Origin of the sequence: Bradyrhizobium erythrophlei, from assembly GCF_900129505.1 — a bacterium.
GTDB classification, from domain to species: domain Bacteria; phylum Pseudomonadota; class Alphaproteobacteria; order Rhizobiales; family Xanthobacteraceae; genus Bradyrhizobium; species Bradyrhizobium erythrophlei_D.
The window spans coordinates 6,534,578-6,556,903 of sequence record NZ_LT670818.1 but is presented as its reverse complement, the minus strand read 5'-3'; the positions used below and the strand labels follow the sequence as shown (position 1 = coordinate 6,556,903).

General features: G+C 63.0%; 24 protein-coding genes and 1 tRNA gene. 7 read left to right on the top strand and 18 right to left on the bottom strand.

The genetic code is table 11. The features are described from left to right. Positions 1-53: 53 nt before the first annotated feature. Entirely contained in the window at positions 54-359 is a 306-nt protein-coding gene (locus tag B5525_RS30480; protein WP_079569315.1) for an ETC complex I subunit, read from the bottom strand. Positions 360-591: 232 nt separating this feature from the next. On the opposite strand from B5525_RS30480, the gene B5525_RS30475 reads away from it, so the two are divergent. Beyond that, the gene (locus B5525_RS30475) at positions 592-1,737 is read left to right on the top strand and encodes an OpgC domain-containing protein (RefSeq protein WP_079569314.1); all 1,146 of its coding nucleotides are present in this window, start codon (positions 592-594) and stop codon (positions 1,735-1,737) included. Between the two features lie 173 nt (positions 1,738-1,910). On the opposite strand, the gene B5525_RS30470 is transcribed toward B5525_RS30475, so the two are convergent. Next, positions 1,911-2,726, bottom strand: coding sequence for a VOC family protein (locus tag B5525_RS30470; protein WP_244567641.1), 816 nt, complete (start codon positions 2,724-2,726; stop codon positions 1,911-1,913). A gap of 1,033 nt (positions 2,727-3,759) precedes the next feature. Between B5525_RS30470 and B5525_RS30465 the strand changes: the two genes are divergently transcribed. From B5525_RS30465 to B5525_RS30455, 3 genes are all read left to right on the top strand, one after another. Beyond that, positions 3,760-6,018, top strand: coding sequence for a TOMM precursor leader peptide-binding protein (locus B5525_RS30465; protein ID WP_079573993.1), 2,259 nt, complete (start codon positions 3,760-3,762; stop codon positions 6,016-6,018). Positions 6,019-6,029: 11 nt separating this feature from the next. Further along, entirely contained in the window at positions 6,030-7,502 is a 1,473-nt protein-coding gene (locus B5525_RS30460) for a SagB/ThcOx family dehydrogenase (protein WP_079569312.1), read from the top strand. 201 nt (positions 7,503-7,703) lie between these two features. Beyond that, positions 7,704-8,087 (top strand): translational machinery protein, encoded by a 384-nt coding sequence (locus B5525_RS30455; RefSeq protein ID WP_079569311.1) that lies wholly within the window; start codon positions 7,704-7,706, stop codon positions 8,085-8,087. Positions 8,088-8,274: 187 nt separating this feature from the next. On the opposite strand, the gene B5525_RS30450 is transcribed toward B5525_RS30455, so the two are convergent. The 12 genes from B5525_RS30450 to B5525_RS30395 form a co-directional block, all read right to left on the bottom strand. Then, a complete protein-coding gene (locus B5525_RS30450) occupies positions 8,275-8,976 on the bottom strand; it encodes an ABC transporter ATP-binding protein (protein WP_079569310.1) in 702 nt (233 codons plus the stop codon). 3 nt (positions 8,977-8,979) lie between these two features. Next, on the bottom strand, positions 8,980-10,821 hold the full coding sequence (locus B5525_RS30445) for a branched-chain amino acid ABC transporter ATP-binding protein/permease (RefSeq protein ID WP_425305220.1): 1,842 nt from the start codon (positions 10,819-10,821) through the stop codon (positions 8,980-8,982). Next, positions 10,808-11,644, bottom strand: coding sequence for a branched-chain amino acid ABC transporter permease (locus tag B5525_RS30440; protein WP_079569309.1), 837 nt, complete (start codon positions 11,642-11,644; stop codon positions 10,808-10,810). Before B5525_RS30440 ends, B5525_RS30445 begins: the two co-directional genes overlap by 14 nt. Before the next feature lie 67 nt (positions 11,645-11,711). Then, positions 11,712-12,881 carry a substrate-binding protein gene (locus B5525_RS30435; protein ID WP_079569308.1) on the bottom strand — a complete coding sequence of 390 codons (1,170 nt, stop codon included), beginning with the start codon at positions 12,879-12,881 and terminating at the stop codon, positions 11,712-11,714. 53 nt (positions 12,882-12,934) lie between these two features. Next, positions 12,935-13,765 carry a nitrilase family protein gene (locus B5525_RS30430; protein WP_244568096.1) on the bottom strand — a complete coding sequence of 277 codons (831 nt, stop codon included), beginning with the start codon at positions 13,763-13,765 and terminating at the stop codon, positions 12,935-12,937. Between the two features lie 317 nt (positions 13,766-14,082). Continuing rightward, on the bottom strand, positions 14,083-14,697 hold the full coding sequence (locus B5525_RS30425) for an ANTAR domain-containing response regulator (protein WP_079569306.1): 615 nt from the start codon (positions 14,695-14,697) through the stop codon (positions 14,083-14,085). Then, complete coding sequence (locus B5525_RS30420) at positions 14,694-15,860, bottom strand: transporter substrate-binding domain-containing protein (protein ID WP_197687857.1); 1,167 nt, start codon at positions 15,858-15,860, stop codon at positions 14,694-14,696. Before B5525_RS30420 ends, B5525_RS30425 begins: the two co-directional genes overlap by 4 nt. 356 nt (positions 15,861-16,216) lie before the next feature. After that, positions 16,217-16,293 (bottom strand) — tRNA-Pro (locus B5525_RS30415). Between the two features lie 63 nt (positions 16,294-16,356). Then, a complete protein-coding gene (locus B5525_RS30410; protein ID WP_079569304.1) occupies positions 16,357-16,851 on the bottom strand; it encodes a DUF192 domain-containing protein in 495 nt (164 codons plus the stop codon). A gap of 145 nt (positions 16,852-16,996) precedes the next feature. Next, the gene (locus tag B5525_RS30405; protein WP_079569303.1) at positions 16,997-17,674 is read right to left on the bottom strand and encodes a cold-shock protein; all 678 of its coding nucleotides are present in this window, start codon (positions 17,672-17,674) and stop codon (positions 16,997-16,999) included. A 200-nt stretch (positions 17,675-17,874) separates the two neighbouring features. After that, complete coding sequence (locus B5525_RS30400) at positions 17,875-18,636, bottom strand: SIR2 family NAD-dependent protein deacylase (protein WP_079569302.1); 762 nt, start codon at positions 18,634-18,636, stop codon at positions 17,875-17,877. A 117-nt stretch (positions 18,637-18,753) separates the two neighbouring features. Beyond that, entirely contained in the window at positions 18,754-18,996 is a 243-nt protein-coding gene (locus B5525_RS30395) for a hypothetical protein (protein ID WP_079569301.1), read from the bottom strand. A gap of 192 nt (positions 18,997-19,188) precedes the next feature. On the opposite strand from B5525_RS30395, the gene B5525_RS30390 reads away from it, so the two are divergent. Further along, the gene (locus tag B5525_RS30390) at positions 19,189-19,371 is read left to right on the top strand and encodes a hypothetical protein (RefSeq protein WP_079573989.1); all 183 of its coding nucleotides are present in this window, start codon (positions 19,189-19,191) and stop codon (positions 19,369-19,371) included. Positions 19,372-19,427: 56 nt separating this feature from the next. Here B5525_RS30390 and B5525_RS30385 read toward each other — a convergent pair whose 3' ends face one another. The 3 genes from B5525_RS30385 to B5525_RS30375 form a co-directional block, all read right to left on the bottom strand. Further along, a complete protein-coding gene (locus B5525_RS30385; RefSeq protein WP_079573987.1) occupies positions 19,428-19,718 on the bottom strand; it encodes a hypothetical protein in 291 nt (96 codons plus the stop codon). Positions 19,719-19,917: 199 nt separating this feature from the next. Further along, the gene (locus B5525_RS30380) at positions 19,918-20,517 is read right to left on the bottom strand and encodes a BA14K family protein (RefSeq protein WP_079569300.1); all 600 of its coding nucleotides are present in this window, start codon (positions 20,515-20,517) and stop codon (positions 19,918-19,920) included. A gap of 200 nt (positions 20,518-20,717) precedes the next feature. Further along, entirely contained in the window at positions 20,718-20,900 is a 183-nt protein-coding gene (locus B5525_RS30375) for a hypothetical protein (protein ID WP_154073537.1), read from the bottom strand. 164 nt (positions 20,901-21,064) lie between these two features. Between B5525_RS30375 and B5525_RS45550 the strand changes: the two genes are divergently transcribed. Further along, entirely contained in the window at positions 21,065-21,241 is a 177-nt protein-coding gene (locus B5525_RS45550; RefSeq protein WP_172900001.1) for a hypothetical protein, read from the top strand. 18 nt (positions 21,242-21,259) lie between these two features. Here B5525_RS45550 and B5525_RS30370 read toward each other — a convergent pair whose 3' ends face one another. Beyond that, positions 21,260-21,568 (bottom strand): hypothetical protein, encoded by a 309-nt coding sequence (locus tag B5525_RS30370; RefSeq protein ID WP_244567640.1) that lies wholly within the window; start codon positions 21,566-21,568, stop codon positions 21,260-21,262. Positions 21,569-21,723: 155 nt separating this feature from the next. On the opposite strand from B5525_RS30370, the gene B5525_RS30365 reads away from it, so the two are divergent. Then, positions 21,724-22,173, top strand: a complete 450-nt coding sequence (locus B5525_RS30365) for a VOC family protein (protein ID WP_079569298.1) — start codon at positions 21,724-21,726, stop codon at positions 22,171-22,173. Positions 22,174-22,326 lie beyond the last annotated feature (153 nt).

Genomic DNA, 22,326 nt, shown 5'->3' with positions numbered 1-22,326 from the left:
CAACCCATAACTCTCGGTCCCGGGGGATCGGGAGGGCTTTCGGGATCGTCAGCCTAATGGGTCCAGGGTTCGGCGCGCCGGAAGGCAAAATTGTCGGCATAGGCGGCCTGCCGGCGGGCCGGCTCCTTGGGCTCGATCACCTGGTAGGCAATACCCTTGCGTTCGCAATAGGCCACCGCCTCCTCCTTGGTATGGAAGCGGATGGTGAGCTGCTGCTTCATGTCGGCCGAGGAGGTCCAGCCCATCAGGGGCTCGATCGCGCGGGGCTGCTCGGGCTCGTAATCGAGCTGCCATTCCCTGGTCTTGGCGGTCCCCGATTGCATCGCGTTTTTGGCGGGCTTAAAGATGCGTGCGGTCATGGATGATCGGGCCCCGTGAGATTTGCGGCATGAAAGCGCGTGGTGGAAACGGCCGGGATAGTATAGAAACACCTTTGAGGATTTTGATCGGTGATTCCCACCCCTGGATGTTGCCTTTTCCACAACGGGTATAGTCATTATGCTGGGGTGTGACAATCTTTGCCGCATGCGCGGCTGACACCCCTGTCCTGCCGCCCGATCCTCTCGAAAGTATCAGTTCGAAACGGCGCCCATGAAAATCAACGCAACCCTCCCCGAAAAAGGCCGCGATCTCAGGCTCGACCTGTTTCGCGGGGTCGCGAACTGGGCGATTTTCCTCGACCACATCCCCGACAATGTGGTGAACTGGATCACCACGCGGAATTACGGCTTCAGCGACGCCGCCGACCTGTTCGTCTTCATCTCCGGATACACCGCCTCCTTCGTCTACGCGCGGATGATGCTCGATCGCGGCTTCATCGTCGGCGCCACCCGCCTGACCAAGCGGGTCTGGCAGCTCTATGTCGCCCATATCATCCTGTTCGTGATCTACATCGCCTCGATCAGCTATCTGGCGCTGCGGTTCGGCGATTCCGAGATCATCAACGAGTTCAATGTCGCGGGCCTAGTCGACCATGCCACCGAGACGCTGCGCCAGGGCCTGATCCTCCGGTTCAAGCCGGTCAACCTCGACGTGCTTCCGCTCTATATCGTCCTGATGGGCCTGTTCCCGCCGATCCTGTGGATCATGCTGCGGCAGCCCAATTGGACCATGCTGGCCTCCATCCTGCTGTGGCTCGCCGCCCGGCATTTCGGCTGGAATCTCACCGCCTATCCCGCCGGGACCTGGTACTTCAACCCGTTCTGCTGGCAGGTGCTGTTCGTGTTCGGCTCGTGGTGCGCGCTCGGCGGCGCCCGCAAGGCGACGTCGTTCATCAATGCGCCCCTCACCCTCTATTTTTGCATCGCCTATCTCATCTTCGGGCTGGTGATGACCATGGCCGGCAAATTCCCGGATTTCGGAGCGATGTTCCCGGACTGGCTGTATTCGGCCTTCAACCCCAACGACAAGACCAACCTTGCGCCCTATCGCTTCATCCATTTCGCGGTGATCGTGATCATGGTGATCCGCTTCGTGCCCAAGGACTGGCCCGGGCTGGAATGGCGGGTGTTCGATCCTGTGATCGTCTGCGGCCAGCAGTCGCTGGCGGTGTTCTGCGTCGGTGTGTTCCTGTCCTTTGTCGGGCATTTCGAACTGATGATGAGTTCGGGCTCGCTGTTCGCGCAGGTTTTCGTCAGCATTACCGGCATCGCCATCATGACCATCGTCGCCTACTACATCTCCTGGTCGAAGCGGCAGGACAAACCGCTCAAGGTCGCGCCGGCCAAGGCCGGCTAGTTCCGGCCGGAAGGCATCAGGATTTCCCGTTGGTCCACACGTCAAGCGATCGCGAATGCGATGGCACCGTCGCGCAGCAGGCAGGCGCTCACATCATGATCGTAGGTATTGAGGCCGAGAACGTAGCTGTGTTGCTTTCGCATCGGCGCTCCCGGTGCAAGGACCATCGTCCCTTACTTGCGCGGCTCGGTGGTCAATTTGCCTCGCGATGAAATCCCGTTCCATTCGGCTGACCAGCCCACTTCCGGGGCCGCGTCTTTTGCGATCGCGTCCCGGCTGCGTTTTCCCTGCAGCGCGAAGACGGCGCCCTGAGGGTCGATGCACCGAACGATCCAGCTGCCTTCCGGCACGGCGAACGGTCCTTCGAACACCTGGCCGCCGCCGCGCCTTACGCGTTCCGTGACCGCGTCGATGTCGCCCACGTTAAAATAAAATAGCCAGTATGGGATCGGCTCGACCGGACGCTTGGTGAAGATGCCGCCGATAGTCTGCCCGCCAGCCGAGAACAGCTGATAGGCATCGAGCGGACCACTTTCGGTGTCCACCTTCTGCCAGCCGAACAGATCGGCGTAGCATCCAAATGCCTTTGCCCAATCTGCGGCGAGCAATTCGTGCCAGCCGACGTGGCCCGGCTGGTCGAGCCCGCCGGCCTGCGATGAATCGGTTTTCAGCCCCTCGACCAGCCCCAGGACCGCCGTCTGAGGGTCGGCCACGACTGAAATACGGCCGATATTGCTGTCGGTCGGCGGAACATGGACGGCGCCGCCAAGACGTTTGATCCGCTCCGCGGTCGCGTCCGCATTGTCGACGTCGACATACCCCATCCACCTCGGCGTCGCGCCCATTCGGGTTGCCTCCTCCGGCAGGGCCATGAGCGCGCTGACTGGATCATTTCCAGCGATGAACACGGTGTAGGTCAGTTCCGTTGTCGACGCGTCGCGCGTGTCCCAACCCACGACGCTGCTGTAGAACGCCCGGGCGGCGGCCACGTCGGTCGTCATCAGTTCGTACCAGGCAAATCCTCCGGGACGACGGACCATGTCGGTTTCTCCACTCAAGCCAACAGACAATCGCAGCGCAGCATTGAGTCGGGTTGGCTTTTATTTGCAAGCACGGACACGTCCATTTTCCAGCGACCAGGCTTGGCGGCATCGATACAATTTGAGTTGTTTAACAGACGATGCGTCCTGTGATTCTGTAGCGACGTTCCACATTCATGAACAAATCGTTCATCAACATGACAATTCGATGCGCTCACCGTCACGTCAACGTGGGCATGCGCAACCAGTCTTGCGTGGCGCATCCACGCAGCGTAGAGTTTCGGCGCGGGACTCTGAACATCGCGACAAGGTATGGAGGAATGCAAGTATGCCACGGGTGAAGCAAGCTTCGAAACGCAAGCGTGTGACGAAAACCGTACCGGTGTTGGGCGCCGCCGGATTGACTTTTTCACTAGTGGGGGGTGCATCCGCAGCGGTCGCGCCAAACCAGGATCAGCCGCGGACCCCGAACCTTGCACCGGGTCAGGCGATCACGCTCGGTGAAGAGGAAATCGCCGATGTCAGCCTGGCGACGTTCTACGTGTTCGACAAGGAAAACAACGAGGCGGCCAAAAGCGGCGTACAAGTAGCCTGGCGCGGCTGCGGCGGGTGCCGCGGGTGCCGCGGGTGCGGGGGCTGCAGAGCCTGCCGGGGTTGCCGATGCGGCGTCGGCTGCGGAGGCTGCGCTGTTGGTGGCTGCTGCGCATCCTGGGGAGCTTGCCGCTGGTGCTAAGGCGGATCACGCTTCGACTACATTGACAATCAGAGGTCGTCATGGCCGGGTCCGATACAATCGGCCCGGCCTATTGATGTTTGTCGCAAGTGCTTCGCAGCTGCGTAAGCCCGCAGGTGACGGCTGGACGGGTCTGCCATATCATCGAGACTTGCCAGCGCGTGAGCTGGACGAGGGAATTGCAGTGGTCCAACAATGCGCCTTGCGCCGGCGAACCGCGGTCATCGACAGGGTGCGCGTGCTAACCTCATGACAGCCAATCGCAAGACAACCTCTGCGCGTCAGGCCGGCAAGAACGTTCCGCAATTCGCGCCGAATTTCACTGTCTATGTACTGCCGCCCGACGTCGTATGCCTGTACTCCGAGGACCGGAAATTCTTTCTGCACGGCGAACTCTATTGCGCCATCGCCTCCGCGATCGCCAAGGGCGGAAAAAGTTTCCGCGAGCTCACGGGCGAACTCGAGAGGAGCTTTCCGTCCAACAAGATCGAGGAAGGCTTCAAGCGGCTGATGGAGCGCCGCTACATCGTCCCGGCATCGCCCGCCTCCGCCACCCCCGTCGCCGGCTTTTGGGCGAGCCTTGGCCTGCCGCCTGGAATGGCCGAGCAAAATCTCGACAATTGCCGGGTGCGCGTTCAGGCGATTGACGTGAAGGGTGGGCGCGAACTCACCGCCGCCCTGAGCGAACTCGGCGTTCGCATCGTCACGCGCTCTCCCGACCTGACGGTCACGCTGGTGAACGATTATCTCGAACGGCGGCTGGCGGAGTTGAACCAGCAACGTGTGACGGAAGGTTCGCGCTGGCTGCTGGTGCAGCCCTCCGGCGCCTTCCCGCTGGTCGGACCCGTGTTCACTCCAGGCGAAAGCGCCTGCTGGACCTGCCTCTTCGATCGCATGATCCGCAACCGCGAGGTCAAGGGATTCCTCGACCGCGGACCGGCTCGCGCAGTCGCCGCTTCGCCGCTGGCGCGCAACGCGGTCGGGCAAAGTGCGATCCAGCTTGCCGCGATCGAGATCGCAAAGGCTGTCGCTACCGACTTCCGGACCGAATTGGGCGATCACATCGTCAGCCTCGACTTGTTGGGCTCGACCATCGCCAAGCATTACGTGGCGGCCCGGCCGCAATGTCCGACCTGCGGCCGCAAGAAACTGCTCGATCCGCGTCGGGCGCCGGAGCCGATCGCGCTTGGCGCCGGCGACAAACTGGTGATGACCAGCGGCGGATACCGAACGGTGGCGTCGCGCACCACGGTCGCCCGTTTCCGCAAGCATGTGAGTCCGCTCACCGGCGTGGTCACGCGGCTCGAGCGGATCGAAGCGGATCTGCCGATGAACACCAACTTCTATGCCGCGCATAATTTTTCGGCCCCAGCCCAGAACGTCAACCAGCTCAGGGCGGGACTGACCGGCGGCAGCTTCGGCAAAGGCTCTACCGCCGAACAGGGCGAAGCCAGCGCGCTGATGGAGGCGATCGAACGCTATTCCGGGATTTTCCAGGGCGACGAAATCAGGATGACGCGGCGGTTTACGGATTTCCCGCCGGGCGATGCCATCCTTCCCAACGACGTCCTCCTCTTCAGCGACGCGCAGACGGTGGCCGACCAAACGTCGAGTGAGGATTCGCATGAGACGCAACTGGCCCCGCCGCCATTCGATCCCGCCGCCAGGATCGAATGGTCGCCGGTGTGGTCGTTGCGCGACCAGCGCTTCAAATATCTTCCGACCAGCCTGCTCTATTTCTTCTATGGCGGCCCCGCCGCCTTCCAGGCGGATTCCAACGGCTGCGCCGCCGGCAACACGCTGGAGGAAGCCATCGTCCAGGGCTTTCTCGAGCTGGTGGAGCGGGATTCCTATGCGATCTGGTGGTACAACCGATCACAGCGGACGGAAGTGGACCTCAGCCAGTTCGACGATTCCTACGTTCGCGATCTGCAGACCCAGCTTGCCGAAACCGGCCGAAAGCTCTGGGTGCTCGACATCACCAGCGACCTCGGCGTTCCCACCTATGTGGCGATCCTGCACTGGATGCAGAACGGCCAGGAAAATATCGAGTTCGGCTCCGGCGCGCATTTCGACAAGCGCATTGCGTTACTGCGCGCGCTGACGGAACTGAACCAGTTCCTGTCGATCGGCCTGATGGGCGGCGGAACCGGCGAGAAAGCAAGCCTCGACGGCATCAATCCGTTGCGGCTGAGCGAACATCCGTTCCTGATTCCGGGCGGCAAGCCGATCCAGCTCGAGACAAACAAGCCCGTGCCGCTCCACAACACGCGCGAGCAGGTCGACGCCTGCGTCGGGATCGCCGCGCGCGCCGGCCACGATTTCCTCGTTCTCAACCAGACGCGGCCCGACGTCGGCGTCAACGTCGTCAGGGTCATCGTGCCGGGCTTGCGGCATTTCTATCGTCGCTTCGCGCCGGGACGGCTTTACGATGTTCCGATCAAGCTCGGACTGTTGGACCGACCGCTGCCGGAAAACGAACTCACGTCGTTCCTGCCGCACACCTGAAGGCTGAAGCCTTGCGCGCTCCCGCGAAGAAGAAACGCCAGCGGACCGCGCGGCCAGCCATTTTCGCCCGGCTCAGCGGCCACATCCGGCTGGAGCCCCGGGCGGACGGCACCATCCTCGGCCGCTTCGATGACCATTCCATCAGCTTCGGAAAATTCAGCGCTGCTGCGGCGAAGCGAGCGCAGGATCTGCGCGCCGGTCTGCCGCTTGGTTCGTTTGAGCCTGGCGGCAGCGCGATCGACAAGGAGATCGATCTCCTGGTCCGCCGCCTGGCGCGGAGCGGTCTGGTCGAATACCGCCTCGGGGACTTGCGCGGCGACAGGGATCAGGTCGTCATTGAGCCGCAGCTTCCCGATTACTGGCCGAAAATTGCAAAACTCGCCGCGACCGAGACCGTCGTGCTGTCGCGCTTTGCGTATCTGCGACGACGCGGCAACGAGATGGTGCTGGAATCGCCGCGCGCCGGCGCGTTGTTCAGGATTGGCGATCCCCAGATCGCTGGCATCCTTGCTACCCTCGCCACCCCGCAAAAGATCAGCCGGTTGCGGCGGCAGGACAGTTTTCCCGGTATGGAGTTGCTCGGCCTCCTGGTCGACTGCCAGATCCTTTTCAAGCTCGACGCCGCCCACTCCGATGGCCTTCGGCCCGCCGAGGGCGACGACAACCTCGTGCTCTGGGACTTTCACGATCTGCTGTTTCACACCCACTCGACGGAAGGCCGGCAGGCCAATCCGCTCGGCGGCCTTTATCCCTACGCGGGCCTGATCCCGCCGCCACCGGCGGTGCGACCGCGCTGGCCGGGAAAGACAATCGATCTGCGCGAACTTTCGGACGTGCCGTCGGAGACCGTCTCGCCGTTCGCCAGGCTTCTGCATGAGCGTCACTCGATACGGGATTTCGACGACCCGCAGCCGATCACGCTCGACGAGCTTGCGCGTTTTCTCGCCGCCACGGCGCGAATCCACTCGAAATGGAAAAGCAGGGCCGACCTCGGCGACGGCGGTCCCATGGTTGAATACGCTGCGAGGCCCTATCCGGCCGGAGGCGGCGCCTACGAACTCGAGCTCTATCTCGCCGTTGCCAATTGTGCGGGGCTTGCGCGCGGCTTCTACCACTACGACGCCGACCGGCACGCGCTGGTGCCGATCACCGTACGCGCACCGGAACTCGACGCGCTGCTGGCGGGAGCCGAATTTGCCATGGGCGCGCCTGCCGCGCCCCAGGTCCTGATCACGATCGCCGCGCGCTTTGGCCGGGTATCCTGGAAGTACAGCTCCGTGGCCTATTCGCTGATCCTGAAGGATGTCGGCGTCTTGCTGCAGACGTTCTATTTGATGGCGACCGACATGGGCCTCGGCGGCTGCGCGATCGGCACCAATAATATCGATCTGTTCGAAAAGATGACCGGAATCGATTTCCACGTCGAGGGCCCGGTCGGCCAATTTGCGCTCGGCCGCGGCGGCAAACCGGAAGCCGAGGATTAGCGACCGGGCGGCCGCGCCTTTCTTGCGCCTACGCCGATCCGAGCCCACTTAAGCCGCTCCGACATCGGAGCGTCGGATTGACCCATATCAATCGGCCGATGCGCGCCCGCGGTACTCCTATCCGGTAAAACGTTGACGCTCACGCGTCCGGTTGAACCGGGCGTGACGCCGCTAGATCGCAGCTGAAGAAGGACACTGACCATGCCGACCCACTTCCATGCGATTGTCTGGATCGACCATTCGCAGGCCAAGGTTTTCCATATCGGACTGTCGGGCCAGGACGAGATTGACCTGCATCCCCATCTGGCCACCCGACACATTCACCACAAGGCCAATTCAATTCGCAGCGGCCATGCCAAGGAGTTCTTCGCGCAGGTGATGAACGCGGTCAGCGACGCCGGCGAAATCCTGATCATCGGCCCGGCCGGCGCCAAGACTGAACTTGCCAAATATCTGCGCGAGCAGCACCCGAAGATCGGCGAGCGGATCGTCGCGGTGGAAGCAGTCGACCATCCCAGCGATCGCGAGATCGTCGCCTATGCCAGGAAGCACTTCAAGATCGAAACGTTGCTGCGGCAGGCCTGACCGCCCGGATGCTGACGCCGATCGCGCCGCCAATGCGCGGCGTTGGCGATTGATCCAGCTCAAAGACCCCGGTTTTGAATCAGCCTTTTATGACGCATGCGGATGTTCCATTCCCGGATTCAACCGCTTTCAGCCTTTCGGATTCCCTCGGGTACGCCCGAGGCATCCGATTTTTTTATCCTCCCGCTCATAACCGCATATGTTCATCGATCCGCGCGGCTGAACCGGCATCGACCGACCCGGTATCCACCACTTCGCCGCGCTTGAGCACGGCAAAGCGGTCCGCAAGCCCGAGCACAAAGGACAGATGCTGCTCGACCACCAGCATCGCCGTGCCGCGATCGCGCCGCGTCGCGGCCAGCACTTCGGCGAGCCGATCCACCACCGACGGCTGCAGCCCTTCCGTCACTTCGTCGAGCAGCAGCAGACGCGGTTTGGCGATCAGTCCGCGGGCCACGATCAGCATTTTCTGTTCGCCTCCCGACAAAGTTCCGGCGCGCTGGGACAGCCGCGCGGTGAGCACGGGAAACCAGCCACTGATGTCGGAGAGGCTTGCCTCGAAGCCGCGATCGTCGCCAAGCCCGAGCCTGAGGTTATCGCGGACGCTCAGATCCTGGAACAATGCCTGTTCCTGCGGCGAATAGGCGAGGCCAAGGGCGCGCTTGCGAAACGGCGCGAGCCGCGTCACGTCGCGTCCGTCGATGCGGACCGCGCCGTCCCACGCCGGCAGAAACGAAAGGATCGTCTTCAATAACGACGATTTGCCCATGCCGTTCTTCCCGACCAAAGCCAGGATCTCGCCAGAAGCGATCTCGAGCGAAACTCCGTGCACGACGGTCGAGCTGCCATAGCCGCTGGTCAGGTTGACGAGTTCGAGGGCGGCGGTCATGCGTCAGCTCGCCTGTTTCGGACGATTGTTTCCGGTGTAGATCTCGCGGATCAGGGGATCGTCGACCACGTCGGCGACCGGGCCGTCGAGCGCGACCCGTCCCTGGTGCAAAAGGATGATGCGCGAGGAGATCTGCCGGACGAAATCCAGATCATGCTCGATGATCAGGACGCACAGCCGCTCGCGGGCCACGAGGTCGGTGAGGACCCCGGCAAAGCCCTGACGCTCGGCGCGTGTCAGCCCCGCGGTCGGCTCATCCAGCAGCAGCACCTGCGGCTCGAGCGCCAGGACCATCGCAAGTTCAAGTGCCTGTTTCAGGCCGTGGCTGAGGAAGCGCGCCTCCTCGCCGAGCCGCTCGGCCAGACCCGAGCTTTCCACCACGGCGCGCGCGGCGGCCGGCAAAGCCAGAACCGGCGAGGCGCGAAGGAAGGACGGCGGCTCGCTCTTGGTGCGGGCAATGCGCAGGCAATCGGCCACGCTCAACGTCTCGAACACCGAGGCCGCCTGGAACTTGCGTCCCAGGCCGAGACCCACGATGCGGTCCGGCGCCAGACGGGCGATGGTGTGGCCCGCAATTCGCACCGTTCCTTCCGAACGCTCGCGGCCGTCGGCGAGACAGCGGATCAAGGTGGTCTTGCCGGCACCGTTCGGCCCGACAATGCTGACGAGTTCACCCTGCCGCGCGGTGAACGAGACGCCCGACAGCACCGAGAGGCTGCCGAAATGCCTGGAGACGCCGTCGGCCTCGACCACGACATCACCGCGGTCGGGCGCCACCGCGACGCGCTCCAGCGTCGCCAGCGTCACCTGCGAATTGGCCCGCGCTGCGCCGATGCCACTGCGGCCGCGCAGCGCGGCTGCGGCGTCGCGCAGCCTGCCGAACAGCCCGCCGGGCAGCAAGACGATGACCACGACAAAGGCTATGCCGACGATTAGTTCCCAGACGAAAGGAAGACTGCTGGAGAGATAGGCGCTGGCAACTTCGATCACCACGGCGCCCACCACCGCGCCGATCAGGGAGCCACGACCGCCGAGCGCCACCATGACCACGAGCTGGGTGCCGAACACGAAGCCGGCATTCTCCGGCGCGGCGACGCCGCTGAAGCCGACATAGCCGAAACCGGCCAGTGCCGCGACCACGCCGGCGACCACCGTCAGGCCGATGCGCACCAGCGAAGTGTCGATCCCGAGATAGCTGCAGCGCTCGTCATTGTCCCGCATCGCGCTCAGCACCCGGCCGGCGTCGCTGGAGAGCGCGACCGAGGCCACGACCAGGGCGGCGACGACCGCGGCTCCGGCCAGGCGGAACCAGCCCTCGAGCGACAGATCGAAACTTTCGAAGCCGACCAGCCCGCTGGAAGAACCGGTGAACGAACCGCCGGAATAAAGCAGCTGCACCACGACGATAGGCAGCACCAGCGAGATCACGGAAGCATAGAGCGGCGTGGAACCCGGGTAGAACGACAGCCAGCCGACAAAGCCTGCCACGGCGGCAGCCACTACTACCGCGGCCGCGAGCGCCAGCAGCGATTGCCACGGACCAAAGCCGAATTGGGTGAAGACGATCGCCAGGGCATAGGCGCCGATGCCGAAGAAGGCGGACTGCCCGAATGTCAGCGTACCGCTGAACCCCCACAGCACGTCGACCGTGATCGCCGCGATGGCGACGAACAAGGCGCGGACCAGAATGTTCAGCGTATAGGTATCGAGGATCCAGGGTCCGGCGATCACCAGAACCATCGCGATGATGGCGGGAAATCCGACACGGACCAGCCAGTGCGGCACGCCCGGCAGCGAGGCCCGCACCGTCGGTCGCAGCGCAGAGTCGCGATCAGGCACGGGCAAATCCTTCCGGCCTGAGGCGCAGCGCCACGGCGGCCAGCACCGCGATGGTCAGCCCGCCGAGGATCGGGCTGATGAAGGTAGAGGCCAGCACCTGCAGGCCGCCGAGCACGAAGCACGACAGCCCGAGCGTCAGCAGCGAGCCGCCTGAAATCATCACCAGCATGAAGGCACCGATCAGCCAGGACAGCCCCATATTGGGATCGACGCTCGCCAGCGGCGTGATCAGGGCGCCGGCGATCGCGGCGAGGCCGCAACCGATGCCGAAGGTGATCAGGCGGACCCGCGTGCTGTCGATACCCAGCCCTTGCGCCAGCGTCTCGTTCATGATCACCGCGCGCGTGGAAAGGCCGAGCCGCGTGCCGTTGAGGAGCCCGGTGAACAGAGCGGCGATCACGATCGCCGCCGCCACCATCAACAGACGATAGCCCGAATAGTCCTCGCCCAGGATCATCACTGTGCCCGAGATCGGAGCCGGCACGAACTGCACTTCGCGGCCGAAACCGAGCGTCACCAACTGGCCGATCACGATGCTCAGGCCCCAGGTCGCGAGGATCGCATCCAGCGGCCGGCCATAGAGCCGCCGCACCACGACACGCTCGGCTGCAGCCCCAATCAGCCCGCCGGCGAGGAAAGCCAGCGCAGGCGCCAGCACCGCCGGCAGCCCGAGGCGGGAGGTCACCAGCGCGGCATAGGCCCCGACCGTGATAAAGGACGCGTGCGCGAAATTGATGATCTTCATCACGCCGAACACGATCAACAGACCGGCGGAGACGATGAAGAGGATCGCGGCGGTAGTGACAATGTCGAGGGCGAGCGTGATCATGCGGGCGAACCGGATTTAGCCGGGGCGGAAGAAGGCAGTACCCTCCTCCCGCCGCCGGCCTTCGACATCAAGACTTCAGGTTCGGGCACTGCGCGCCCGGATCGACATTGGGAAAGCTCTTGATGACCTTCACCGAACCGTCGGCCTGCACCTGGCCGAGATACATGGTCAACGGCGCGTGATGCTGCTTCGACATGTCGATCTTGCCGCGCGGGCCTTCCACCGAAACCTCGCCGAGCGCCTTCAGGACCTTGGCCTGTTCGGTGCTGCCGGCCTTTTCCGCCGCGGCCTTGTAGGCATAGACCGCTTCATATTCGGGCACCGAAAGGTCGTTCGGGGTCTTCAGTTCGGCCCCGAATTTCTTCTGCATGGCGGCCATAAAGCTCTTGTTGGCGGCGCTGTCGATGCCCGTCACATAGGAGGCCGAGAGGTAGATGCCTTCGGCGTCGGTTCCCATGCCCTTGGCGGTGCCCTCGTCGACCGCGAGGTTCCCATAGGGCAGCGCGACGCCGGCGGCGCGAAGTTGCTTGGTCAGAGTGACATTCGGCGCTCCGCCGGCCGTCGATGTGATCAGGGCATCCGGCGCCGCGCTCTTCAGTTTCGAGATGATCGACGTCCAGTCGCTGCCGTCCATCGGCAGATATTCCTCGCCGACCACCTTGCCGCCGGTCTTTTCGATATAGGCCTTGGTGAAAGCCAGCATGCCGCGGCCGAACGCGTAGTCCGAGCCGATCAGGAAGAACTTCTTGGCGCCCTTTTCCTTGTTGAAATAGTCGACGATCGGCGGCACCTGCTGCTCCGGCACCCAGGCATTGACATACATGAACGGGCTGCAGGACTTGCCTTCGTAGAACGAGGTGTAGATGTAAGGCACCTTTCCGCGCGTCACGATCGGGAGCGCCGCGTTGCGCGCCGCGCTCGTCTCCATCGAGATCAGCACGTCGACCTTCTTTTGAAATACGAGGCTGTCGAACGCCTTCTGGGCGCCGGCCGCGCCCGAGGCGTCATCGGCGACTTCCAGCGCCAGTTGACGGCCGAGCACGCCGCCCTTGGCGTTGATCTCCTCGACAGCGAGTTGGGCCGACTGCACCACCGAGGGCGCGACGACGCTGTTGGCGCCGGACAGGCCGACCGGCACGCCGATCTTGATCGGTTCCGCGGCAAGCGAGGGAGCCGCAAGGAGCGTGGTGCAGGCCGCGGCGGCAAGCAAATTCGAGAATGAGCGAGTGAGTGTCATGGAATCAATACTCCTGGGTTTAGTGAAACGTACGGGATGTGAGACCAAGGGGATCAGTACCAGCCGCGCTTCGCGCCGGAGCCGAGCATCTCGTCATAGACGTCGGCGCGGCGATCACGCAGAACCTGGTTGAAGGCATTCCAATTGCGTTTGCGCCGGGCCTCGCCGAGATCGACCTCGGCGATGAGGATATCTTCCGTCTCCCGGCTGGCCGGCCCGACGACAGGCCAGCCGGTGTAACTCACGATCAGGCTCTGGCCCTCGAAGGGCTGCCCTCGCTCGACGCCGACGCGATCGGCGCAGGCGATGAAGATCGAATTCGAATGCGCCGCGGCCATGGCGAGAATGTTCGCCATGGCTTCGCGTCCTTCGGCTTGCCCGGGAATAGGAACCCAGTTGGTCGGCACGCAGACGATATCTGCACCCTGCAGGGCGCAAAGCCTGAACGTCTCCGGGAACCAGCCGTCGTAACAGATCGCAACTCCGATGCGGCCGATCGGCGTGTGGAACACGGGAAAGCCGAGATTGCCTGGCTCAAAGAACAGGTTCTCCTCGTTCCAGAGATGCACTTTCCTGAACGTGCCGATGTAGCCTTCGGGACCAATCACAACGGCGCTGTTGTAGAGGTCAGGCCCGGAACGTTCGGTAATCCCCGCCACGATATGCATGCCGTGCCGCGCTGCGCGCTCGGCCCAGGCTTCAACCGACGGGCCGCCCGGAATCTGCTCGGCAAGGCCGAATGCTTCCTCGCGCGAGGCAAACATGTAACCGGTATTGGACAATTCCGGCAGCACGACGAGGTCGGCGCCTTGGGATGCCGCACGATCGATCAGTTCGAGGCTGTGCGCGACATTGGCGGCGACGTTGCCGAACACCGGTTGCATCTGAATACAGGCCACCCTGATCGATCCGGCCACTGGTGAGGTAGAGACGTGCGGGGTCATCGCGCCAAACTCCCTGGTGCGAATAAAACAAAAAACCCCCGATAGCGCCGTCAGGCACCAATCGAGGGCTACATAGCCAGATGTTGAAGCGGCCGACCGGCCGCCGTGACGATCTCGACCGCAAGGGTCGAACACCGCCAACATTCGAATTACAGCAGTAACGCGATCCCGATGTCAATCGTGCCGCGGGATCGAATTATCGGCAGCGATGATGACGTATTGTGCAAACGACCTGGTTGCGCAAACGGGGCGGCCTCTCAGAGTTCGTCGATCAGACCCAGGCCTGCCATCACATCCTGCGCTCCGATGATGGTGGTGGCGATCTGCGCCATCGACAATCGCTTCTGCGTCGCCTGCGCGCGGAGCAGTTCATAGGCTTCGGCCTCGCCGATCTTCTTCAGTGTCACCAGGATCTTCACCGCCTTGTCGACATCGCGGCGCGCCTTCAGGGTCTCTTCGAGTTTCTGCACCTTGCTCTCCAGGCGCCTTGTATAGCCGCGCAGCGAGCGGGCAAGCACGAGCGAAGACAGGATGCCGAACGGGCGGATCGGCTTGTTGATGACGCCGTGGGCGTTGCTGTCGAGCAGCCGCCGCAGCACCGTCGGATTCTCGTAGTCGACGATTGCCACGAAGGTCGGTCCGTCGTCGGAGGCAGAAGCGACGAAGGCCGGCGTCTCCGCGGTCTCCACCAGTTGAAACACCGTATCGATATCGTTGGGCAATTCGACCGGCGGTGGCCATATGCCGCGCACGTTGCAGCCGATGCGTTTCAACTGATCGAGCAGCGCGTCGCCCTCTGCGTCGCGCGGATGCACGACCAGGACGCGCGCGCCGCGCAGTTCCTCGATAAGACGGCGGATGCCCGGCTTCATGCGACCGATATCTCCTCCCCGATCCAGCGCCCGCCGAGCGGCGATACCGCCAGATAGGGATCGGGCTTCACCGCCGCCTTGGCTTGCCAGACCACATCGAAGCCGCCGTCGCGCCGAACCCGGCCGATCCGCGGCGTCAACCAGGTATGATTGTTGTCGGGATCGATCTGGACCGTGCCCTCCGGCGCCTCGAACGAAAGGCCGAGCGCCGCCTCGACCAGCCGCTGGGTGTCGAGCGTTCCGGCCCGCTCCAGTGCCAGAGCAAAAAGATTCACCTGCGCATAGGCGCCCGCGCTCCACATGCTGATGGGCTTGTCGGCGCCGAAGGCGCGATGAAACTTTTCGGCGAACCGGCGATTGCTGGAGCTGCGCAGCGACCCGAAATGGGTCGCCGCCGTGATATGTCCCTCGCACAGCGCCGCGCCGATCTCGCGCACCTCGCCCTCGGCCATGGTCAGGCTGGCGATCGGCATCGATGCCGGATCGAGACCGGCCTCGCGGTAGAGCCGGTAAAACATCTGCGCGGCGCGTCCGACAATGGTCGAGAACACCACATCCGGCGCCAACTCCTTGGCCCGCGCCACGATTTCGCGCAGGCGCTGCTCCGATGCCGCCATCGGAACATAGACTTCATCGACGATCTTGCCGCCGTAGGATTCGACGAGATCGCGCATGATGCGGTTCGATTCGCGCGGATAGATGTAGTCGGAACCTGCCAGAAGTACCCGGCGCCCATGGTTGCGGACGAGATATTCGGCGAGCGGAAAGCTGTTCTGATTTGGCGACGCGCCGGTGTAGATCACGTTGGGTGAATATTCGAAGCCTTCATAGAGCGACGGATACCACAACAGTCCGTTGCGGCGTTCGATCGCCGGCAGCACCGCCTTGCGTTGCGCCGACGAACTGCAACCGAAGATCACGGAAATACCGTCCTCTGTCAGAAGCCGGTCCGCCAGGCGGCGATAGGTCTCGGGATCGGATTCCGGATCGTAGGCGACGACTTCGATCTCGCGCCCGAGGATGCCTCCGGCCTGATTGATTTCCTGGATCGCCAGTGCCGTACCAAGAAAGTGCTCGGTTTCGGTAATGGCCGTCAGCCCTGTGCGGGAGAACAGGACACCTACCCTCCATGGTTCCGCCACGGATGCCGTACTGCTGACCATCGCCACGTCCTTCATCGAAGGGGCCCCGAATGGCCCATTGTTAACAACCCCGGTTCAATTGGTCACCATGTAGCAGTCGACGTCCGCTTCGCGGCAAAATCCTTCGACGTGCTGCAGCTATCGGTAGCCCATGCCGGGCGTTTCCTCAGCGGGCGCGAACTGATCGAAGCAATATGGCTGAACGCTCAAGCCGGCGAAAACCGATGGGCTGCGGAGTCCTGGAGTCCCAAAGGCCCGCGTGAGCATCGCTTCACCGGCACCGCGCGGGGGGCGACCTTGCGGGGGCATGACGGAACAGCGCACGAACCCCGCGTCAGAATCAGGAAGGAAAAAGGGTAAGGGAATCAAGGCGTTTTTGGTCGGGGCAGCTGGATTCGAACCAACGACCTGCAGTACCCAAAACTGCCGCGCTACCAGGCTGCGCTATACCCCGATCAACTGGGAAACGACGTCGATACACGCTTCATGGGCTACCAGCAAGGAGGCTGGCGGGCCTTCACCGGCCGTTGAAGAGCGGATGTCCGACGTGGTCGCCGGGTTCAATGCCGTATTTTTTGGCCGTCCCCGCCACCACCTCCAGCACCCCCTTCGCCGGTCCCTGCGAAGAAATGATCTTGGTCGACATCGGCTCGGTATTCTCGGCGATGCGCAGGATCCGGCCGTCGGCGCGGATGAAGATCATGTCGAGCGAAACGTAGGTGTTCTTCATCCACATCGACACTTCCTGCGGCGGCGAGAAGTCGAACAGCATGCCCTTCCCGTCAGGTACCTCCTTCCGGTACATCAGGCCGGTTTCCTTCTCCTGTTCGGTCGTCGCCATCTCGACCGAGAACACCTGCACACCGCTCTTGGTGACGATCTCGAGCGGCTCGAAGGTCGCCGCCTGCGCGGCTGGAGCCGCGAGCGCGAAAAACGCGACCATCGCAGCAGCGATGGGCAGCCAGAACCGCGCACGCAGGCGACGCCAAACCGTATCTCGATGGACATTCATGACTAACGCTTACCTTGGCCGAACATGATTGCGCGCGACCGTAGCCCGAGGATCGTGGCAAATACCAGACCCAGGCACCGCGGCGCTTGTCATTTTTGGTAATGGGATGGCGGATTCTGGCCGGTCGCGCGGATGGCCGTGTCGCTTAGTGCGACGACAATCCGGGCGCACCGTTTTCCGGCTGGATTTCGGCAGCCATCATGCCCTTGGAACCGGGCCCGAACCGCACCAGCACATACTGGCCGGGACGCAGTTCGGTCATCCCGAAGCGGCGCAGGGTTTCCATATGCACGAAGATGTCGGGCGTGCCCTCGCCGCAGGTCAGGAAGCCGAACCCGCGCAGCCGGTTGAACCACTTGACCTGTGCCCGCTCCAGACCGGAGGTCGGGGTGACGCTGACATGGGTCCGCGCCGGCAACATCTGCGCCGGGTGGATCGCAGTCGACTCGTCCATCGAAAGGATGCGGAACGCCTGATACCCCTTGGCGCGCTGCACACATTCGACGATCAGCCGCGCACCTTCGTAAGCGGTTTGATAGCCGTCACGCCTAAGCACAGTAACGTGCAGAAGCACATCGGGCCAACCATTGTCGGGAACGATGAAACCGTAGCCCTTGGATGCGTCGAACCATTTGATGACGCCGGAGATCTCGACGAGATTGGCGGCGCTATCGCCAAGCCCCGACAGCGCGTCCATCGCAGGATCGTGCCCGCCGCCACCTGCGAATTCCCCAGGCCCAATCCCGCTCGGCGCAAGCCTGCTCGGTCCCGCCCCGCCTGGAAGGCTCCCGAGCTTTTTGGACTCAAATCCGTCCGACCCCATGACCCCGGACCCCACACATCGATTGCGGCCCGCCACTTCACGCGACGGCGCCGGAATACGCGCCGATCCATGATTCTCGATCATGACGCCACGCGAATCTCTCGAATCAAAAGATAACACTCCCGCGTGCCGCGCATAGATAAAAAACAAATCAACCGGAACCTATGAACAGTCTTGCACAGCCGCGAATCGATTCGGCGTCAATTACCTACGAACGGCCCGAGCGTTTCCCCGATATCGTGGCGGATCACCAGATCGGCGATCTCGTCCTGGTCGGTGGGCTCGTTGTTGATGATCACCAGTTTGGCCCCGCAGTTCTTGGCCATCAGCGGAAAGCCGGCGGCCGGCCAGACCACCAGCGACGATCCGATCGCAAGGAACAGGTCGCAACGCTGGGCGAGTTCTGTGGCGCGGCGCATCGCGTCTTCCGGCATCGCCTGTCCGAACGAGATGGTCGCAGTCTTGACCGGCTCTTCGCAGACGGTGCAGTCGGGCGCGCCGCCGATGGTTTCGAAACTCCGCTTCACCCATGCAAGATCATAGGGGCGGCCGCAGCCGATGCAGCGGGCGTAGGTGGTATTGCCGTGCAGTTCGACTACGTGTTCGCCGGCGAACCCCGACAGCTGATGCAGATTGTCGATGTTCTGGGTGACGATCGCCGGAATCTTGCCCGCCCGGTAGAGTGACGCGAGCGCGCGGTGACCTCGGCCGGGCTTCGCCGCGGCAAAGGTCGGCTCCATCGCAAAGCGCCGGCGCCACGCTTCGGTCCGCGCGTCAGGACTGGCGACGAATTCGTCGAACGGGATCGGGCGGTTGCGGGTCCACAATCCGCCGGGCGAGCGGAAATCGGGAATTCCGGATTCGGTCGAAATGCCGGCGCCGGTAAAGGGAACGATCGTGGAGGCCGCGGCGATCATGTCGCCGAGCTGTTCCACGCCGCTGCGAAGATCTTGTGCAATCACGTGCGTTTCATCCGATGGATCTGGCCATGCCGGTTATAGCATGGCCGGTCGGATGGCGGCATCAATGCCGCGTAGGGTGGCCGGCGCCGTTCTCGCGCCGCCATCTTATGCACTCCCTCAAGCCGCCTTGGCGACCGGCTCCCTGGCCTGGTCGCTGTTCTTCTCGCCGCTCTTTTTGGCCTTGGCGACCGGAGCCGCCTGGGATTTCTTCGCGAGCCGGTCGTACGGTGCCAGTTTTTCCAGCTCAGCCTCGAGTTCGGCACGACGCGCGGAGACTTTCTCCAGCAGCTTGTCAGTTGCATTCTCGCGCAACGCGGCGAGTTCCTCGATGCTCAGCGAATCCAGATCGTTCTTTGCCATGCCAGCCTCCCATTTGCTTTTGGCCACCGGGAAGGCGCGAAAGCCACAAGCAGAGCGGCGCGCTTATCCACCGCGAACGTCGAACGTTGAAAAACGTGAGCGCGCAACCTCCACAATCCTGCAACGCTATGTCCGCATTCACGCCCCAATCACGCCGCCCAATCTGCACGGGCCGAGAATCAAGAGATGGGCATGACCGACCAAGACAACGCCGCTTCCGAACGGCAGGAAATCGCCGCCCACGTCGCGCGCTTCAAGGCGACACAGGAAAGGTTTAGGCGCGAACGCGAAGAGTATTGCGTTACGACGCTGGAAAATGCGCGGCACTCCGAACATGCCCGCCGCCCATTCGAGCGCCCGCCATTCTGGTCGTGACGCGCACCGATCGAGAAAAAGCCCGGAGCACTCTCCGGGCTTTTTTGTTGATCTAGTTACCAGGAACGGTAGTAGCGGTGCCGATAATACGGCCCGCCGTAATAGGCGTAAGGCCCGCCGTAATAAGCCGGTCCGTAGTAACGGGGACCGTAATAGCCGTAGCCGGGACCGTATCCGTAACCATAGTAAGGTCCGTACGCGCCGTATGCGCCTGCGGCAAGCGCCCCCACGGCGAGGCCGAACGCGAGGCCCGGGCCGATGCCGCGGGCTTCCGCCGGTGCAGGCGCGGCCACAGTGGTCGCGGCAAGCGCGCCAACGGTGGCGAGGACAGCCAGGGTTTTCTGCATGAGGGTCTCCTCCATCGTGTGTCCCCGCAATAACGCAGAGCACCTTTATTGGTTGCGGATGGAACCTGACTTCTTGCGCGCGGTCAGGGGTTTTGCTCTCCACGCAAAACGCGAAGACTTGGCCATTCCGCGGGGAAAACATGACGCAAAAAAAAGAGCGGCTCGTCGGAGGCGCTCTTTGGTTGTCGGGTCGCTACGGTTACTGTCCACAGGGATGGCGGAGACCATCGTAGCCGAGATAGGTGCCGGTCGCCGGGTCATACGACTTGTAACGCTGCGCGCAATAAGAGGGATCTGCGCCGCCCGACACCACGTAGCCGGAGTCTCCGACATAGCCGGGATAGCCGTTGTCGTAGTTATCGTTGTAAGCGTAGTCATCGTCATGGTAGGGATCGCCGTAGTAGCCGCCGTAGCCGTAACCCAGCGCGCTGCCGGCCGCTAAGCCGGCGGCAAAGCCGAAGCCGCGGCCGAAGCGATCATGGTCGCGATCCCCGCGGAAACCGCCGCGATATTCGCCCTGCGCGACCTGCGCGCCGCCACGACCGGCGAAATTACCACCATTGAAAGCACCGCGATCCACCGCGCCGGCGCCCGGACCCATGCTCGCCTGGGCGCCGCGGAACGCAGGAGCGCCGCCGCCAGCATGCATTCCGCCTCCCATGCCGCCGCCGTGCATCCCCCCACCGCCGCCGTGCATGCCGCCTCCTCCGCCACCGCCTCGTCCTGCGGCGAAAGCGGGCGCTGCAACTGCCAGCGTGAGAGACAGGGCTGTCGCCCCCAAAATACCAAGCTTCGACATGGCTACTTCTCCATTATAGAGCATATTGAGCAGAACCTCGTTGAGCAGAACCTCACCATTGACCCATCGTTCCGGTATCTCGGTGTCATTTCAAACTTGTGATGTGGTCGCGTTGACCGCGCCGCCGCGTGTGCGTTCCAGCGCCGGAACACGCAAGGCCGCTCAAACTCCGCCGCAGACGGCTGCTGCTGTGAATTGCATCACGATCTCTTCCCGCCCTCGATCCGCCCGATCTTGCGATCGAGATACCAGACTTCCACATCGCAGCCATCGACGAACTGGCGCGCAGCCTTCAAGGCCTCCGCGTCGGTCTCAGCGTCGACCGCGCGGTACGAGGAAACGCGGTTGTCTCCATTGATCAGAAAGGCCCGATAGGTCGGCATGGTGCTCTCCCTTCCGCGGAGGACAACGCGCCGGAACTTGAAATGTGCAGGCAGGCAGCCATGCGACAGCCGAATGGAACCCAATTTTCCATGTCAAAAAACGGACCAAAATCTTTGAGACACTAAGGAATTATCTCTTCTTGAATGCGAGCCGATGAAACAAGATGGATATCACGACCCTAAAAGAACAAGCAGAACGCTGCCGTCGTCTCGCCGGGCATGCCGACCCCTTCACCCAGAAAAGGCTATTGGAACTCGCGGCCGAATACGACGCCAGGATCGCGCAGCTTGAGCCCAGGCCTTCCGTGGCGACGCGAAATCTGCGGAATGGGGAGACCTAGACCTAGTTCGCCGCCGCGCTATTTCGCCAACGCGAACGCCAGCACGATCGTATCGGGCGTCTGCTTGAACTCCTTGACGACGACCTCGCGCACGGAGTTGGCCAGTTCATCGAGCGGCTTGCCGACATAGACCTTCGGAAAAGTCACCGATTGCAGATTGCCATTGTGCCAGTTGAAGCCGACCTCCGGCTTCAACCCGATGTCGCGCTCGAGATCGGCCGCGACCGCATTCGAGTACGACAGCCCCTTCGAAATCAGGTCCACCACGCCACAGCCGGCAAGGCTGCTTGCGAGAAGGACGATGGCGATGGTCTTGCGAATGTTCATGCGGCACCTGGCAATGACGATTTCCAGATATGTCTGTCGGTCCTGGCCCGATTCGCGTTCCTGCGGCTTGCCCCTGCCCCCACCGCCAATTTGCTGCTATTGAACCTGCGGAAAACAACCGCCATCTCTGCAATACCTCAAGGGAGCCAGGAAACATGCGTTACCTCCACACCATGCTGCGCGTGCGCAATCTCGATGCCGCGCTGAAGTTTTATCAGGACGCGCTGGGACTGAAGGAAGTCCGCCGCGTCGACAATGACAAGGCCAAGTTCACGCTGGTGTTCCTGTGCGCGCCCGAGGACGAAGGCATCCTGAAGGCGTCCAAGGGCCGCGGTGCGCCGCTGGTCGAGCTCACCTATAATTGGGACGAGGAGAAATACGGCGAGGACCGCTATTTCGGCCACCTCGCCTATGAGGTTGACGACATCTACGCCACCTGCGACCGGCTGATGAAGATGGGCATCACCATCAACCGCCCGCCGCGCGACGGCCAGATGGCCTTTGTACGCTCGCCGGACCTGCATTCGATCGAGCTCTTGCAGAAGGGCGACGCCAAGCCGCCGGCGGAGCCGTGGACCTCGATGCCGAATACCGGCCACTGGTAAGGCCGCGCGAACCCGGCACATACGAATTCTTCGTGCAGCGCCGGCATCCCGCCTGCCGGCTGGTAACAGCCAGCGGATGCGCCGTTTCCATCAGGCGCATCCGGGGACGAGTGGACCAACACGCGCAGCCGCCGGGCCTTCGACCTCAATGCC